Source organism: Alistipes dispar (assembly GCF_006542685.1).
Lineage (GTDB): Bacteria > Bacteroidota > Bacteroidia > Bacteroidales > Rikenellaceae > Alistipes > Alistipes dispar.
In genome coordinates, this window is record NZ_AP019736.1 from 2,231,054 (window position 1) to 2,246,954 (window position 15,901).

At 63.0% G+C, this 15,901-nt stretch carries 11 protein-coding genes; 4 read left to right on the forward strand and 7 right to left on the reverse strand.

The genetic code is table 11. The annotated features are described in order from the left end of the window. Positions 1-399 precede the first annotated feature (399 nt). Together FME97_RS09355 and FME97_RS09360 are read left to right on the forward strand one after the other, a co-directional pair. Entirely contained in the window at positions 400-2,577 is a 2,178-nt protein-coding gene (locus FME97_RS09355; RefSeq protein WP_394344254.1) for a glutamine synthetase III family protein, read from the forward strand. Between the two features lie 226 nt (positions 2,578-2,803). After that, on the forward strand, positions 2,804-3,817 hold the full coding sequence (locus tag FME97_RS09360) for an aldo/keto reductase (protein WP_141429262.1): 1,014 nt from the start codon (positions 2,804-2,806) through the stop codon (positions 3,815-3,817). 85 nt (positions 3,818-3,902) lie between these two features. Here FME97_RS09360 and rpsU read toward each other — a convergent pair whose 3' ends face one another. From rpsU to FME97_RS09380, 4 genes are all read right to left on the reverse strand, one after another. Beyond that, positions 3,903-4,094, reverse strand: coding sequence for a 30S ribosomal protein S21 (rpsU, locus tag FME97_RS09365; protein WP_141429264.1), 192 nt, complete (start codon positions 4,092-4,094; stop codon positions 3,903-3,905). A gap of 101 nt (positions 4,095-4,195) precedes the next feature. After that, on the reverse strand, positions 4,196-5,251 hold the full coding sequence (locus FME97_RS09370; RefSeq protein ID WP_141429266.1) for a helix-hairpin-helix domain-containing protein: 1,056 nt from the start codon (positions 5,249-5,251) through the stop codon (positions 4,196-4,198). 15 nt (positions 5,252-5,266) lie between these two features. Beyond that, positions 5,267-6,076: an N-acetylmuramic acid 6-phosphate etherase gene (murQ, locus tag FME97_RS09375; protein ID WP_141429268.1), complete on the reverse strand. Its 810-nt coding sequence runs from the start codon at positions 6,074-6,076 to the stop codon at positions 5,267-5,269. After that, positions 6,066-6,887: an ATPase gene (locus tag FME97_RS09380; protein WP_141429270.1), complete on the reverse strand. Its 822-nt coding sequence runs from the start codon at positions 6,885-6,887 to the stop codon at positions 6,066-6,068. The genes murQ and FME97_RS09380 overlap by 11 nt, the downstream gene beginning before the upstream one ends. 230 nt (positions 6,888-7,117) lie before the next feature. Between FME97_RS09380 and FME97_RS09385 the strand changes: the two genes are divergently transcribed. Further along, a complete protein-coding gene (locus tag FME97_RS09385; RefSeq protein WP_141429272.1) occupies positions 7,118-7,483 on the forward strand; it encodes a BlaI/MecI/CopY family transcriptional regulator in 366 nt (121 codons plus the stop codon). Positions 7,484-7,485: 2 nt separating this feature from the next. After that, positions 7,486-9,678: a M56 family metallopeptidase gene (locus tag FME97_RS09390; protein ID WP_141429273.1), complete on the forward strand. Its 2,193-nt coding sequence runs from the start codon at positions 7,486-7,488 to the stop codon at positions 9,676-9,678. Positions 9,679-9,769: 91 nt separating this feature from the next. Here FME97_RS09390 and FME97_RS09395 read toward each other — a convergent pair whose 3' ends face one another. The 3 genes from FME97_RS09395 to ileS form a co-directional block, all read right to left on the reverse strand. Further along, positions 9,770-11,644, reverse strand: coding sequence for a BamA/TamA family outer membrane protein (locus FME97_RS09395; protein ID WP_141429275.1), 1,875 nt, complete (start codon positions 11,642-11,644; stop codon positions 9,770-9,772). A gap of 284 nt (positions 11,645-11,928) precedes the next feature. Beyond that, positions 11,929-12,309, reverse strand: coding sequence for a TraR/DksA family transcriptional regulator (locus FME97_RS09400; protein ID WP_141429277.1), 381 nt, complete (start codon positions 12,307-12,309; stop codon positions 11,929-11,931). A gap of 81 nt (positions 12,310-12,390) precedes the next feature. After that, a complete protein-coding gene (ileS, locus tag FME97_RS09405; protein ID WP_141429279.1) occupies positions 12,391-15,876 on the reverse strand; it encodes an isoleucine--tRNA ligase in 3,486 nt (1,161 codons plus the stop codon). Positions 15,877-15,901: the final 25 nt, after the last annotated feature.

Below are 15,901 nucleotides of genomic sequence, written 5' to 3' on the forward strand. Positions count from 1 at the left end.
AAATTGCATGTAAAGGTACAAAATAATTCATGAATTGTAACAAGAAATTGTTGCTAAAATAACAGCATTGTCGAATATCGGTGCGCCGGGGCCGTTCCGGGGAGCCGCCGCCGGGCGGTCCGCGTATGGAAAAACAGTCCATTTATGGTCTGAATATCCTCTGAAAATGCGTTTTTCGGAAATCGTCGATTTTTGCCTGATGAGCGGAAAACAGGGGCTGTTTTCCGAAAAACGGGTGAAAAAACCGGCGATGTTCCCGAAAAATGGGGCCGTTTTTTCGAAAACGGGCGAAAAAATGAGGTGTTTTCCGGAAAAATGCGATTTTCGGAAAACAACGGACCGGGAAAAGAATTACATTTGTAGCCGAAACGGAAAGCAACCTCCTTTAAAATTCGGATCATGTCATTACTGAGATTCAAGATGGTCGATGCGGCGATCAACCACACGGCCGTCGAAGTGAAGGCTCCCGAAGGGCGTCCGTCGGATTATTTCGGCGAGAAGGTCTTCGGACGCGAGGCCATGCGCAAGTACCTCGACAAGAAAACCTATGCGGCGCTGCTCGACACGATGGAGCACCGCACGCCGCTGACGCGCGAAATCGCCGACAGCATCGCCGCCGGGATGCGCCAGTGGGCGCTGGAGCACGGCGCGGACCACTACACGCACTGGTTCCAGCCCCTGACGGGCGGTACGGCAGAGAAGCACGATGCCTTCGCCGAGCCGGACGGCTGCGGCGGCGTGCTGGAAGAGTTTTCGGGCAAGCTGCTCGTGCAGCAGGAGTCCGACGCTTCGTCGTTTCCCAACGGCGGCATCCGCAATACGTTCGAGGCCCGCGGCTATTCGGCCTGGGACCCCGCGTCGCCCGCCTTCATCGTCGATACGACGCTCTGCATCCCGACCGTCTTCATCTCCTATACGGGCGAGGCGCTCGACTACAAGGTGCCCCTGCTGCGGTCGCTGACGGCCGTGGACAAGGCCGCCACGGAGGTGTGCCGCTATTTCGACAGGAACGTGCAGAAGGTCTTCGCCTATTTGGGCTGGGAGCAGGAGTACTTCCTCGTGGACGAGAGCCTCTGGGCCGTGCGTCCCGACCTGATGCTCACGGGCCGTACGCTCATGGGGCACGAGTCGGCCAAGAACCAGCAGCTCGAGGACCACTATTTCGGGGCGATCCCGACGCGCGTGATGGCCTTCATGAAGGACCTCGAGTACGAATGCCTGAAGCTGGGCATTCCCGTGAAGACGCGTCATAACGAGGTGGCGCCCAATCAGTTCGAACTGGCTCCCGTGTACGAGGAGGCCAATCTGGCCAACGACCACAACCAACTGCTGATGACCATTATGGACAAGATCGCCCGCCGCCATCAGTTCCGCGTGCTGCTGCACGAGAAACCCTTCAAGGGGATCAACGGTTCGGGCAAGCACAACAACTGGTCGCTCGGGACCGATACGGGCGTGAACCTCTTCGGCACGGGCAAGACCGCCTCGGAGAATCTGCAGTTCATCACCTTCCTGGTGAACGCCGTGTCGGCCGTCTATAAATACAACGGACTGCTGAAGGCGTCGATCATGAGCGCCACGAACGCCCATCGTCTTGGGGCCAACGAGGCGCCTCCGGCCATCATTTCGGCCTTCCTCGGCTCGCAGGTCTCGGCCGTGCTGGAGAAGCTGGCCGCCTCGAAGGACGACGACGCCATCCGTTTCGACGCCAAGAGCATCTTCCGCATGAGCGGCATTTCGCATATCCCGACGCTGCTGCTGGACAATACGGACCGCAACCGCACGTCGCCCTTCGCCTTCACGGGCAACCGGTTCGAGTTCCGCGCCGTCGGTTCGTCGGACAACTGCGCCGAGGCGATGATCGTGCTCAATACGGCGATGGCCCACGAGTTGACGGAGTTCCGCCGGGCCGTGGATGCCAAGATCGAGGCGGGCGCGAAGAAGGAGAAGGCGATCTACGAGGTGCTCAAGCAGATGATCCACGCCTGCCGCGACATCTGTTTCGACGGCAACGGCTATTCCGAGGAGTGGAAGGCCGAGGCGGCGCAGCGCGGTCTGGACTGCGAGACCTCCACGCCGCGGATTTTCGACCGCTATCTGGACCGGGATGCCGTGCGCATGTTCGGCGACATGGGCGTGCTCTCCGAGGTGGAGCTGCAAGCCCGTACCGAGGTGAAGTGGGAAACCTATACGAAGAAGATACAGATCGAAGGCCGCGTGCTGGGCGACCTGGCGATGAACCACATCGTGCCGATCGCGTCGAAATACGAGGCGCTGCTGCTGGACAAGGTCTACAAGATGTCGCAGATTCCGGGGCTGAACGCTTCGGCCGACATCGCGCTCATCAAGAAGATCCAGGACCACACGGCCGCGATCCAGAAGCTCACGGGCGAGATGATCGACGCCCGCAAGGTCGCCAACCGGATCGAGGACCAGCGAGAGAAGGCCGTCGCCTACCACGATACGGTGGCTTCGTGCTTCGACGCGATCCGCTACCATATCGACAAGCTCGAGGAGATCGTCGATGACCAGATCTGGCCGCTGCCGAAGTACCGGGAACTGCTTTTCCTGCGGTAGCGGGGCGGATGGCGGACGGTCGGGGCGGCTCCCGGCCGCGCGTTCGTACGTCCCGGACGAACCCGGCTGCCGGTTCGTCCGGGACGTTTCGCGTCTGCCGCGGTCTGCGTGCGCCGCGCATTTCCGGGAACCCGTCCGTATCGTGCGTCGCGAGAAAATTCCGGGGCCTGCCTGAGGCGGAATGCGCCGTTTTCGTTATCTTTGCGATAATCCAATTTTTCGACCCATGACCGAATCCCCTTACCTTCCCGACCCGGGGCGTTACGACGGACGGATGCCCTACCGGCGGGCCGGACGCAGCGGGGTGCTGCTGCCGGCGCTGTCGCTCGGCCTTTGGCAGAACTTCGGGGCCGAGAGGCCCTTCACCCACTCCCGGCGTATGCTGCATTACGCCTTCGACCGGGGCATCACGCATTTCGACCTGGCCAACAACTACGGCCCTCCCTACGGTTCGGCCGAAGAGACCTTCGGCCGCGTCATGGAACGTTCGTTCCGGCCGTACCGCGACGAACTGTTCGTTTCCACCAAGGCCGGCTACGACATGTGGCCGGGACCCTACGGAAACTGGGGATCGAGGAAATACCTGACGGCGAGCCTCGACCAGAGTCTCCGGCGGATGAAGCTCGACTATGTGGACCTCTTCTATACCCACCGTTTCGATCCGCAGACGCCGCTCGAGGAGACGCTCCGGGCGCTCGTCGATGCCGTCCGTGCGGGCAAGGCGCTCTATGTCGGCATTTCGCGCTATCCGCTCGATGCCGCCCGGTTCGCTTTCCGCTATCTGGCCGAACGCGACGTGCCGTGTCTGCTGTTCCAGGACCGGTACAACCTCCTCGACCGCGAACCGGAGCGGGAGGGGCTGCTCTCCGCGGCGGCCGGGGCCGGTTCGGGATTCATCGCATTTTCGCCGCTGGCGCAGGGCTTGCTGACGGACCGGTATCTCGGCGGCGTTCCGGCCGATTCCCGGATGGCCCGTGCGGGGTCGCTCGGGCGGGAGGTCCTGACCGAAGAGCTGCTGGGACGTCTCCGCGGCCTGAACGAACTGGCCGCCCGGCGCGGGCAGAGCCTTGCCGCCATGTCGCTCGCCTGGCTGCTGCACGACGAGCGGGTCAGCTCGGTGATCGTCGGGGCCAGCTCCGTGGAACAGCTCGCCGACAACCTCCGGGCTTTGGAAAGCCCCGGCTTCTCGGACGAGGAGCTCCGGCGGATCGACGACCTTTCGGCCGGAGCGGGGCGGTAATCCGTCCCGGACCCGTGCAGCATGAATGAAAAAGCACCTCTTCTTGCAAGAAGAGGTGCTTTTTCAATAACGTATCGGCGATCGGTCAGTCCTCGTCGCGGTACATGTGCTCCACGTAGATGGCGTGCTGCATGGCCTCGCGCTTCGCCACCGAAGGCTTCGTGAAGTACTGGCGGCGGCGGAGCTCCTTCAGGACGCCCGTGCGCTCGTATTTGCGTTTGAATTTCTTCAGGGCGCGCTCGATGTTCTCGCCCTCCTTTACCGGCATGATAATCATAATGGTATGTTTTTTTGTCGTTTTGTATTCGGTTCGTTTTCGTCGTCTGACGGCTGCCGGGCGCGTATCTTCCGATGCGCTTTCCCGTTTTCGGATGCAATCTACTCGTCGGTCGTTCCGCCGGGAGACCCGAATTCCAAATAGGGAGCCAGCCTGGCTGCCTCCTCGCGGGTCAGTATGTCGTCTTCAATCAACTCTTCGGCGGTGCTCCAACCTCCTTTCAACTGTCGTACCTTCAATAATTTCCGAAGTGTCCGCGGGGCGATGTACGGATGTCTGCCCAACGTTTTCGGGTCTGCAAAGTTAATATCAATTTTTCGAATTCTGCAACTGTCGCAGGAAATTTGTTTCAAAATTTTTTCGTAGTTGCTCTCCGTGACCCCCGGAATCTCTGCGAGTTGCTCCGCACTGCGGAATCCGCCGAGCCGTTCGCGGTAGCGGATGATCCGCATGACGGTCTTCTCGCCGATGCCCGTGACCGACCGCAGCGCCGCCGAATCGGCCGTGTTCAGCTCCACGGGGCGGTCGATCGGCCGGGGCTGCCGTTCGGGGAAGATGACGTAGGGTTCGAGCGCCGCGGCCACCGAGTCGCTGACGACGTAGCAGGCGCGCAACTCCTCCATGTCGCGGATGCCGCTCAGGTCCCGCCAGCGGACGAAGGCTTCGGCCTGTCGTTTCGACAGCGCGCCGATGGCCCGCAGGTAGCGTGCGCTCACGGTGTCGATACGGAACGGCGAGGGGGCCAGCGGCTCGGGGAGGATGCGTCCCGGGCGGTACGTGCGGGGTGCGATGGCGTATCTGCGGCCTATGCGGATCCACGGCGCGAGCCGCCGGTAGAGCGAGTCGCCGATGCCGTAGCAGAGCGCCACGTCCTCGGGAATGCGGAAGACCTTGCCCGCGGCGCGGAACTTGAGCAGGCTGACGGCTTCGTATTTCGAGAGTCCCAGTCCGAGCAGCTCCTCGAAGTCCGCGGTGTTGGGATCGAACGGATGCAGTTCGACGCTGTCGCGTCGTTCCTCCATCGCCGCTTCTGCGCGGCGGGCGGCCTCCGGGTCGGCTTTGGGACGGACGAGGACGAGCGCGGCCACGAGCAGACCGGCCAGCGGCAGAAACACCGCGACGGCCCGAATTTCCCGTTCCGAGAAGAGCCTCGCCATATATCCTCCTGCGGTTTACTTTCCGATGTGCCCGAGCGCCTCCTTGACCGATCCCCAGCGCAGCAGCAGCTCGCGGGCCTGCTCCTCGCCGATGCCCGCCGCTTCGGCGATCATGCGTGTCCCGCGGCCCACGAGTTTGGCGTTCGTGATCTGCATGTTCACCATCCGGTTGCCTTCGACGCGCCCGAGTTTGATCATGACGGAGGTGGAGATCATGTTGAGCATCAGCTTCTGCGCCGTGCCGGCCTTCATGCGGGTCGATCCCGTGACGAATTCGGGGCCCACGACCGCTTCGAGGGCGTATTCCGCCTCGGCGGCCACGGGCGATGCGGGATTGCAGGTGATGGCTCCGGTCAGCAGTCCGTGCCGCCGGGCCTCGCGCAGTCCGCCTACTACATAGGGCGTCGTGCCCGAGGCGGCGATGCCGATCAGTACGTCCTGCGCCGTGGGACGGAACGGTTCGAGGTCGCGCCATGCGCCTTCCGGATCGTCCTCGGCGCGTTCCACGGCCTTGCGCAGCGCGCCGTCGCCGCCGGCGATCAGGCCGATGACCAGATCGAACGGCACGCCGTAGGTCGGGGGCAGCTCCGAGGCGTCGGTCACGCCCAGCCGGCCGCTCGTCCCGGCGCCGATGTAGAACATTCTGCCGCCGTTTTTCATGCGCTCGACGATGCGCTCGACGAGCTGCTCCATCGTGGGAATGACCTTGGCGACGGCCCCGGGTACGAGGCTGTCTTCGCGGTTGATTCCGGTGAGGATGTCGCGGACCGACATGTCCTGCAGGTTGTCGTATGCCGATGTCTGTTCGGTAACTCTATTTTCCATGGTGGTATTTCAAAAGTCCCTCTGCGGGCGATTCGATGATTTCCTTTACTTCGTATCCGGCGCCGGCCAGCGCTTCGCGCAGCAGCTCCCCGAAATGGGCGGCGATGCCGCCGACGAACGAGACGGGCAGCCCCTTGGGATAGCGGCTCAGGTTGCGTTCGGCGAAGTCGCCGAACGAGCGGAGCACCATCCGGCGTACCTCCGGGCAGCCGATGTGGTCGAGGATGAAGGGGGCGAACGACGCCAGGAAGCGGTTGGCGAAAGGTTCGTTATAGACGCGGCGGATGATCTCCTCGTAGGTCATCCCGCACGCTTCGAGGAATTCCCCGCGCAGGGGGATGTGTTCCTTGAAGATGCCGTTCACGAGGTTGCGGCCCAGCACCGCACCCGACCCCTCGTCGCCCAGCACGTAGCCCAGCGCCGATACGTTGTGGACCACCTCGCCGTCGCGGCAGTGGCACGAATTGGCGCCCGTGCCGAGGATGCAGGCGATGCCTTCGTCGCGCCCGAACAGGGCGCGCGCAGCGCCGAGCAGGTCCGACCGGACCTCGATCCGCGCCGCGCCGAAGCGGGCTTCCAGCTCGCGTCTGAGTTTCTCGTTCGAGACGGGGAAGGCGGGGCTGCACCCGGCGCTGTAGATGTGGACGGCCGACACGGGGCCGCACGGAGGGAGTGCGGCGAGCGTCTCCCGGATCTGTTCCGGCGTATGCTGGAGGGCGTTGATGCCTCGGGTGCGCACCGACGTGGTTTTTCCGCCGTCGTGGAAAAGCCACGTGCATTTGGTCGATCCGCTGTCTGCGATGATTATCATGTCTCAAAGATAGCGATATTTCGTATAAAAACGAAAAAAATTAAACAACTAAATTTTTTCGTTTTAAAACTACGAAAAATAGTTGCATCTTCCTGTTTTTTGATTACCTTTGTTCCCGGAAGCTATGCCGATTCTTCGGTCCGGCTTCGGAAAGGAGTAAAATAATTTAGTCCGGCGGCCGCCTGCGGCGAAGGGGAGGCGGTGCGGACGGAACGAAACCGAATGGAATCATGGAAAAACTGACCCGTCGTGAAGAGGAGCTGATGCGTTGTTTCTGGGAGCGCGGACCGTTGTTCGTGCGCGAGCTGGTGGCCATGGCCCCCGAGCCCAAGCCCCATTTCAATACGCTTTCGACCATGGTGCGCGCCCTGGAGGCCAAAGGCTACGTGGGACACACGGCCTACGGGAGCACCTACCAGTATTACCCGCTCGTGAGCGAGGCGGAATTCTCGCGTTCGACGCTCGGAAACGTTATCAGCCGCTATTTCGAAAACTCCTACCTCGGGGCCGTTTCGGCGCTGGTCGAGGAGGAGAAGATCTCGGTTGACGAACTGCGGGAGCTGATCGAACGCATCGAAACGCAAAACCGCGGATAGCCATGTACGCGCTGTTGATATACAGCCTGAAGGTCGGGGCCTGCCTGGCGGTCTTCTATCTCTTTTTTAAGCTGCTGCTGAGCCGCGAGACATTCCACCGCCTCAACCGGGCGGTGGTGCTGGGAGCGCTGCTGCTGTCGTTCGTGCTTCCGCTGTGCGTCATCACCGTTTACCGCGAGGCGCCCGTGCTGCCGGAGATCCGGCCGGCTCTGCTGGCCGCGGCCGCGGAGGATGCCGCCGTCGGCCGCGCTGCGGAGCCCGCCTTCCCTTGGGAGCGGCTCGCCGGAGGGGTGTTTCTCCTCGGTGCCGCGGCGGTGCTGTTGCGGACCCTTTGGTCGCTGGGGTGCGTGGCGCGGCTGATCCGCAGCGGCCGCCGGGAACGGCAGACGGACGGCGTCGTGCTGGTGCGGTCGGACCGGGTCGCGGCGCCCTTCAGTTGGGGGCGTTATATCGTGCTTCCGGAGCGGGGGCGCGGCGAGGACGAGGAGGCGATCCTCATACACGAACGGGCGCATCTGAGACTGCGTCATTCGCTCGACCTGCTGGCGGCGGACCTCGCGGGATGCTTGCAGTGGTTCAATCCGGCGATGTGGCTGTTGCGGCGCGAAATCAGGGCCATCCATGAGTACGAGGCCGACGAGGCGGTGCTCGCCAGCGGCGTCGATGCCCGGAGCTATCAGTTGCTGCTGGTGCGGAAAGCTGCCGGCGGGAGGTGGTATCCGGTCGCGAACAGTTTCAATCATAGCAAACTTAAAAAACGTATTACCATGATGTTGCGCAAGAAGTCGTCGCGCTGGGCCGGAGCCCGGGCGCTGTTGCTGCTGCCCCTTGCGGGGCTCGCTCTCGGGGCTTTCGCCGAGACCGCGTATGTCTTTCCGGAAAGATACGGAGACCTGACCGGAGAAACGGGCCGGCTTTCCGGCGGGGCGGAGTCCGGGGACGTTCCCGATTCGGTGCTCCGCAGCCGGAAAAAAGGTCCCGGACCGCTGATTCTGGTGAATGGCGTCCGGGGACGGTCGCTCGACGGCATCGACCCGGGCGAGATCGCTTCGGTCACGGTGCTGAAGGATTCGCTGTCGGCGGTCCGCTACGGAGCGGATGCGGGGCAGGGGGTCGTTCTGGTCGAACTGAAGCCGGCGGCAGCGGGGCGGACGGACTCCCTGCGCACGGTGTCCGCGACCGTCGTGCGGGGAACCGGCCCGGCGGCCCGGCAGGCCGTGGAAGCCGGGATGAATGCTGCCGGAGCGGGTGTCCGGATGGGCAGCGCGGGGATCGAGATCGCCGGAATGGCACTGGAGATGGCACGCGACCGCATGCCCGCCGGGGAGTACGAAAAGGCGCAGCGCGAGCTGGAGAAGGCGCGGCAGGAGCTGGACGCTTACATGCGGAGCGACGAATGGAAGGAGGCGCAGCGCGGGATTTCCGAGGCGGGGGCCTATTTCGAGAGCGACGAGTGGAAGGAGGCGCAGCGGAAACTCTCCGAGGCAGGGGCGTTTTTCCGGAGCGACGAATGGAAACGTTTGCGGAAGCGTATGGAGGAGACCGGTGCGGAAATCGGGAATTTCGACTGGGGACGGCTGCCGGACAGCCTGGAAGGCAGCCTTTGCGAAATGGATCCCGAGGAACTGGAGCGGTTGCGGTCGCGGCTCGACGGCCGGATGGAGCGGATCGTGATCCGGAACGGCCGGGGCGATGCGAACGGCCGGCTTTCGGTCTCCGGAACCGGTGCGGATCCCGTCTTTTTTCTCAACGGACGGAAAGTCACGGCCGAAACGGTGCAGAAGATGGACCCCCGGCAGATCGTCTCCGTCACCGTGCTGAAGGACGCTTCGTCGTTGGAGGAGTACGGCGAGGAGGGCCGGGGCGGCGTGGTGAAGATCGTCTCGAAGTCCGGGGAGGCGAACGAGTCCGGACTCTCGGCTCCGGCCGTGTCGGTGCGGGTTGCCCCGAAGAGGAGCGTGTTCGACTATCTGGGCGACGAGACCCTGTTCGCGGAGGGCGAGTCGTCGCGCGAGATGCTGCGTGCGATTCCCGCCGATTACCGGGTCTATATCAACGGCAAGCTCCGGGACCGTTCCGAGATCGAAGCCTATTCGCGGATCAGGAAGGTGCGCATCTACAAGAACGACGCCGCGGCGAAGCGGTACGGCGAGGCGGCGCGGGCCGGGGTCGTCGAGATTCAGGCGCGCAGATAGGGAAGCGGGAACCGTAAGCGGTTCGAAATAAAAAGTTCGGAAGAGGTGCGGGGCCGCAGCGTTGCGGCTCCGCCTTCGTTTTCCGGTACGGCTATTCGAATCCGACGATCTCGGGCCGTGTCGGGCGGTAGCGGTACTGCTCCAGCCGCGTGCTGTTCGAGATGCGGAAGAAGTCGCTTTCGACCAGGCCCGGTTTGCCGAGGGCGAGGCCCAGCCGGATTTGGATCGTGTTGAAAACGAGCCGTTCGTTGCGCAGCCGCACTCCGAGGCCGAACGAGGTGTAGAACTCGTTCTTGAAAATGTTGGGCGAGTAGCCGAGCAGTCCGAAATCGGCGAATCCGAACAGGGCGATGCGGAATCCCAGCGGCTGATAGGGGGTGAAAATGACAGTTTCCGTGTTGAGAATCATGCGGTTGGTTCCCGTGATATGCTCCTTGAGCGCCTGCAATCCGTTCACGTGGGTGAAGCGGATGCTTTCGTCGTTGCCCTGCAGGCGGTTCCACCCCTGCGTGTAGTTGAAGGCGAGGAACTGCCGGATGCGGCTGCGGCGGACCATGAACAGGTTGGAGAACCACCTCAGGTCGATGTCCACGGCGCTGCGTCTCCACATGCCGCTCGCGAGGTCGATGTAGCTGCCGAGCGTGAAGCCGCCCATGATGTATCCCATCGTGCGGAATCCGCCCGCCTCGAACGAGAGACCGAGGTACATGGCGTCGTCGAACTCGCCCCAGGAGTATCCGCCGACGGCCTCGGCCTTGTATCCCGAGGCGAGGTACTCGCGTGCGCCGAATCCGTAGATCATGTTGGCCGTGTAGAACCGCTCGCGGTAGAGACCCGTGCCGAGCAGCAGGACGTCCTGGTCGTGCAGCGCGGGGTTGTAGTCGGCGCGGACGGGCGGGCGGCGGCTGAACCGGCGGTAGTTGTAGCGTCCCGTGAGGTAGAGGCTCGAACGGATGCCGGGCAGGTAGTGCGAGTAGCCTCCCCAGGCGTCGAGGTTGCGTTCCTTGACGAGCAGCGACGTGTCCGTCTCGATCATGTAGCGTTTGGCCTTGTTGTCGCTGTAGGTGAGGCCCAGTTCGTAGTCCGTGCGTTTGAGGAACTCCTTGCGCATTCCCAGTTCGAGCGTCGAGTTGTAGAAGTCGCGCCCGGCGGCGAATTCGGCGGTGTAGAAGGTTCCCAGCAGGTTCGGGATTTCGTATTCGAACATGTTGCCGCCGTAGGAGAAGTCCGAACGGCTGAAGTTGGTCATGAATTTCAGACTGTTGCCCGTGCCGAGAATGTTGGCGTCGGAGAGCCCGACCATCGTCCGCCCTTCGGAGTGCAGGGCGCCGTCGGCCGAAATGGTCCAACTGTCGCGTGTCGTGATGAGGAGATTGACGCGCGTGGTGTCCAGCGAGTCGGGCAGCACGGCTATGTCCACGTCGGCGATGTAGCTGCGCGAGCGCAGCAGTTGTTTGTTCCGCACGACGAGCTGCGGATCGAATCGGTCGCCCGGGCCGAAGAGCAGGTCGCGCCGGATCACCCGGTCGCGCGTCAGGTAGTGGAGTTTGTTGCTCGTGCGTTCCAGCCAGTTGCCGCCGTTGTCGAACACCTGCCGCCGTTCGATGGTGATGTCGCCGATCGTCTTGCCTGCATAGGGGGCCAGCAGCAAGCTCTCGTCGGTGACGCGGCCGTTCGAGGTGGTGTCCAGCACGGGCCGCACGAAAAGCATCTTGTAGAGCAGGTGCGGCACGCGGCGGCGTTCGGTTTTCGAACGGATGCTGTCGTAGAGACGGGCGTTGCGTGCGGCGGCCCGGGGATTGGCGATGCGGGCGCTGTCGGGCGTGAAGCGGTCCGGCGTGTGGGTGCGTACCGTGTCCGGGACGGTCCGTTTCGGAGAGCGCATGCCGGGACCCGCGACGCGGGCGAAAGAGGCGGACGCCGCTGCCGAGAGCAGCAGGAGAATTATGCAGAACCGGACGTACATCGGTTCAAAGATAACGCATTTTTCGTCAAAAACGTATAAAATGCGGAACAAGCCGCCGTCCGGATCCGGACAGCGGCTCCCCTGCGGGGATTGTTCTGCCGCTGTCCGCAGCCGCCGTGTCTTTTTCCTCGTGCGTTTTCCGGAACGGCGTTCCGAATAGGCGTCCCGGGGCTCTTTTCTGAGCATGCGGCGGTCCGGGCTTCGGGAGGTCAGAAAGGGTGCGCCCCTGCGAATCTCGATTCGCAGGGGCGCACCGTGAATGCGGGCCTTTGCGGCCGGGACGGTCACTTGCGGCCTTCTTTGGCCTCGATGCACTCCGTGGCGTGGGGGACCTTCATCAGCCGCTCTTTCGGAATGAGCTTCCCGGTGGTCTTGCAGATGCCGTAGGTCTTGTTCTCGATGCGGACGAGCGCCATTTCGAGGTTGCGGATGAACTTCATCTGGTGTGCCGCCAGACGTCCGCTCTCCTCCTTCGAAAGTGTCGCGGCGCCCTCTTCGAGCACCTTGAACGTCGGGGAGGTGTCCTCCGTGTCGTTGTCGGCCGTATGCGTGATAGTGGCGCGCAGCAGCTCGTAGTCCGCACGCGCACTTTCGAGCTTCTTCAGGATCAGCTGCTTGAACTCCTCGAGCTCGGCGTCGCTGTACCGTGTTCTTTCGTCTGCCATAATCGTTTCGCTTTAGGGTTTATGTAAAATTAAGCAAATATTCCGAATCCGCCAAATTTTACATGTACAATCTCTCGGGCGTCAGATCCGCGTCACGGCGATCTGCAACGGTTCGTCGTCGATTTCCGATTCGACGACCGTCTCTCCGGCGGGCGCTTCGGCCGTCCGCACCTCGACGGCGAGGGTCTGCGCGGCGATGTAGTCCGCGAAGCGGGCGATACCCTCCGCCACGCACGGCTTCCGCTCGATCTCCACGCGTATCCTGTCCGTCACCTCGAATCCCGACTCCTTGCGGATATTCTGGATGCGGTTTATCAATTCGCGTGCCACGCCTTCGGCCTTCAGTTCGTCGGTCACGGTGATGTCGAGGGCCACGGTGAGCTTGCCCTCCGACGCCACGAGCCATCCGGGCATGTCCTCCGAGGTGATTTCGAAATCGGCGGGCGTCACGGTGATGCGCTCCCCGCCGAGGTCGAGCACCGTCTCCGGCGCGGCCTCGATCTGTGCGATGCGCTCCTGCGAGAACTCCGCGGTCAGGGCGGCGATCTGCTTCATGTATTTGCCGTAGCGCGGGCCGAGGGTCTTGAAGTTGGGCTTGATGCGTTTGGTGATGACGCCCGTCGTCTCCTCGATCAGCTGCACCTGCTTGACGTTCACTTCGCCCATGATGAGATTCTTCACCGCGGCGATATGCTCCGCCGTCACGGGGTCGAGGACCGGAATGAGGATCTTCGTGAGCGGCTGGCGCACCTTGATCGACACCTTGCGGCGCAGGGCCAGCACCATCGACGAGACTTTCTGCGCCAGAGCCATCATGTCCTCCAGCCGGGCGTCGATCAGCCCCTCGTCGGCCTTCGGGAAGGCGGCCAGGTGCACCGACTCGTCCGTGTGGCGGCCGCTCACGGCGTTGAGGTCCGTGAAGATGCGGTCGGAGATGAAGGGCGCGAAGGGGGCCGAGAGCATCGCCACGGTCTCCAGACAGGTGTAGAGCGTCTGGTAGGCGGCGAGTTTGTCCTCCGACATGCCGCCGCCCCAGAAGCGCTTGCGGTTCAGGCGCACGTACCAGTTCGAGAGGTTTTCGCCCACGAACTCCTGGATGGCGCGGGCCGCGGGGGTCGGGTCGTAGGACTCGAGGCTCTCCGTGACGTCGCGCACGAGGGTGTTGAGCAGCGAGACGATCCAGCGGTCGATCTCGGGGCGGCGCTCCATCGGAATCTCCGCCTCGCGGCCCGTGAAGCCGTCCACGTTGGCGTAGAGGGCGAAGAAGGAGTAGGTGTTGTAGAGCGTGCCGAAGAACTTGCGGCGCACTTCGTCCACGCCGTCGCGGTCGAACTTGAGGTTGTCCCACGGCTGCGAGTTGGAGATCATGTACCAGCGCGTGGCGTCCGGACCGTAGGTCGAGAGCACCTCGAACGGATCGACGGCGTTGCCCAGCCGTTTCGACATCTTGTTGCCGTTCTTGTCGAGCACCAGACCGTTCGAGATGATGTTTTTGAAAGCCACCGAGTCGAAGAGCATCGTGGCGATGGCGTGCAGCGTGAAGAACCAGCCGCGCGTCTGATCGACGCCCTCGGCGATGAAGTCGGCGGGGTAGACCTCGCCGAAGTCGGCCTCGTGTTCGAACGGATAGTGCACCTGCGCGTAGGGCATGGCGCCCGAGTCGAACCATACGTCGATGAGGTCCGGTTCGCGGCGCATCGGCTCGCCCTTCGACGACGTGAGCACGATCGAATCCACATAGGGACGGTGCAGGTCGATGTTCTTCGTCGAATAGTTCTCCTCCGACATGTCGCCGACGCGGAAATTTCGGTAGGGGTTCTCGGTCATCAGCCCTGCCGCCACGGATTTTTCGATTTCGGCGACGAGCTCCCCGACCGAACCGATGCACTTCACCTCCGAACGGTCCTCCGTGGCCCAGATCGGCAGCGGCGTGCCCCAGAACCGCGAGCGCGAGAGGTTCCAGTCGTTGAGATTCTCGAGCCACTTGCCGAAGCGTCCCGTGCCGGTCGATTCGGGCTTCCAGCGGATCGTGCGGTTCAGCTCGATCATCCGCTCCTTGAGCGCCGTGGTGCGGATGAACCACGAGTCGAGCGGGTAGTAGAGCACCGGTTTGTCCGTGCGCCAGCAGTGGGGGTAGTTGTGGACGTGCTTCTCGATTCTGAACGCCTGTCCCGCGGCCTTCATCTTCATGCAGATATAGATGTCGAGCGTCTCTGCCGCGGCGGCGGCCTTCTCGTCGTACCGGCCCTCCACGGTGAACTGCGGGTCGTAGGCGTTCTTCACCCAGCGGCCTTCGTACTCCCTGTAGGCTTCGACGTCCATGCACTCGCGGACGAAGCGCTCGTCCAGCTCTTCGAGCCGGTAGAACCGGCCCTGGAGGTCCACCATCGGGCGCGTCTCGCCCTTTTTGTTTATCATGAAGAGCGACGGAATGCCCGCAGCACGCGCCACGAAGGCGTCGTCGGCGCCGAACGTCGGGGCGATATGCACGATACCCGTACCGTCCTCCACGGTGACGTAGTCGCCCAGAATGACGCGGAACGCCTTCTGCGAGGCGTCGTGCCACATTCCCTCGGCGTCCGTCTCGACGGGCTTGACCCACGGCAGCAGCTGTTCGTACTCCATGCCTTCCAGCTCGGGACCCTTGTATTCGCCCGCGATTTCGAACGGAACGAGCTTGTCGCCCGGCTTGTATGCGTCGAGCGCGAGCCCTTCGGCCTTCTTGTTGAAATGGGCGTAGAGCAGCGCCTTGGCCAGCACGACGGTCATCTTCTCGCCCGTGTAGGCGTTCCACGTGCGCACGGCCACGTAATCGAATTTCGGACCCACGCAGAGGGCCGTGTTCGACGGCAGGGTCCACGGCGTGGTGGTCCAGGCGAGGAAGTAGGGCGTGCCCCAGCCCTCCATTCCGGGCTTGGGGTGCTTGATGCGGAACTGTCCCACCACGGTGGTGTCCTTCACGTCGCGGTAGCAGCCCGGCTGGTTCAGCTCGTGGGTCGAGAGACCCGTGCCGGCGGCCGGCGAATAGGGCTGGATGGTGTAGCCCTTGTAGAGCAGCCCCTTGTCGAAGAGCTGCTTGAGCAGCCACCACAGCGTCTCGATGTACTTGTTGTCGTAGGTGATGTAGGGATCGTCCATATTGACCCAGTAGCCCATTTTGCGCGTGAGCTGCTCCCACATGCCCGTGAACTCCATCACCGCCTCGCGGCAGGCGCGGTTGTACTCCTCGATCGAGATCGTCTTGCCGATATCCTCCTTCGTGATGCCGAGCTTCTTCTCCACGCCCAGCTCCACGGGCAGCCCGTGGGTGTCCCAGCCCGCCTTGCGGTGCACCAGGTAGCCCTGCTGGGTCTTGTAGCGGCAGAAGACGTCCTTGATCGTGCGGGCCATGACGTGATGGATACCCGGCTGGCCGTTGGCCGAAGGGGGACCCTCGTAGAATACGAACGTCGGACGGCCCTCGCGGGTCGAGATGCTTTTGTGGAATGTGTCTCGGGCGTCCCACTCGCTCAGGACATCGGCGGCCAGACCGGCCAGGTCGAGCCCTTTGTACTCCTTGAACTTCATATCGGTAAGCTGTTTCTTCGCTAAT

Excerpts from the sequence above, each read along its gene's own strand:
- ileS (WP_141429279.1), bottom strand. The coding sequence starts at position 15,876 with ATGAAGTTCAAGGAGTACAAAGGGCTCGACCTGGCCGGTCTGGCCGCC.
- FME97_RS09370 (WP_141429266.1), bottom strand. The coding sequence starts at position 5,251 with ATGGCGAGGCTCTTCTCGGAACGGGAAATTCGGGCCGTCGCGGTGTTT.
- FME97_RS09400 (WP_141429277.1), bottom strand. The coding sequence starts at position 12,309 with ATGGCAGACGAAAGAACACGGTACAGCGACGCCGAGCTCGAGGAGTTC.
- rpsU (WP_141429264.1), bottom strand. The coding sequence starts at position 4,094 with ATGATTATCATGCCGGTAAAGGAGGGCGAGAACATCGAGCGCGCCCTG.
- FME97_RS09360 (WP_141429262.1), top strand. The coding sequence starts at position 2,804 with ATGACCGAATCCCCTTACCTTCCCGACCCGGGGCGTTACGACGGACGG.
- murQ (WP_141429268.1), bottom strand. The coding sequence starts at position 6,076 with ATGGAAAATAGAGTTACCGAACAGACATCGGCATACGACAACCTGCAG.
- FME97_RS09395 (WP_141429275.1), bottom strand. The coding sequence starts at position 11,644 with ATGTACGTCCGGTTCTGCATAATTCTCCTGCTGCTCTCGGCAGCGGCG.
- FME97_RS09385 (WP_141429272.1), top strand. The coding sequence starts at position 7,118 with ATGGAAAAACTGACCCGTCGTGAAGAGGAGCTGATGCGTTGTTTCTGG.
- FME97_RS09390 (WP_141429273.1), top strand. The coding sequence starts at position 7,486 with ATGTACGCGCTGTTGATATACAGCCTGAAGGTCGGGGCCTGCCTGGCG.
- FME97_RS09355 (WP_394344254.1), top strand. The coding sequence starts at position 400 with ATGTCATTACTGAGATTCAAGATGGTCGATGCGGCGATCAACCACACG.
- FME97_RS09380 (WP_141429270.1), bottom strand. The coding sequence starts at position 6,887 with ATGATAATCATCGCAGACAGCGGATCGACCAAATGCACGTGGCTTTTC.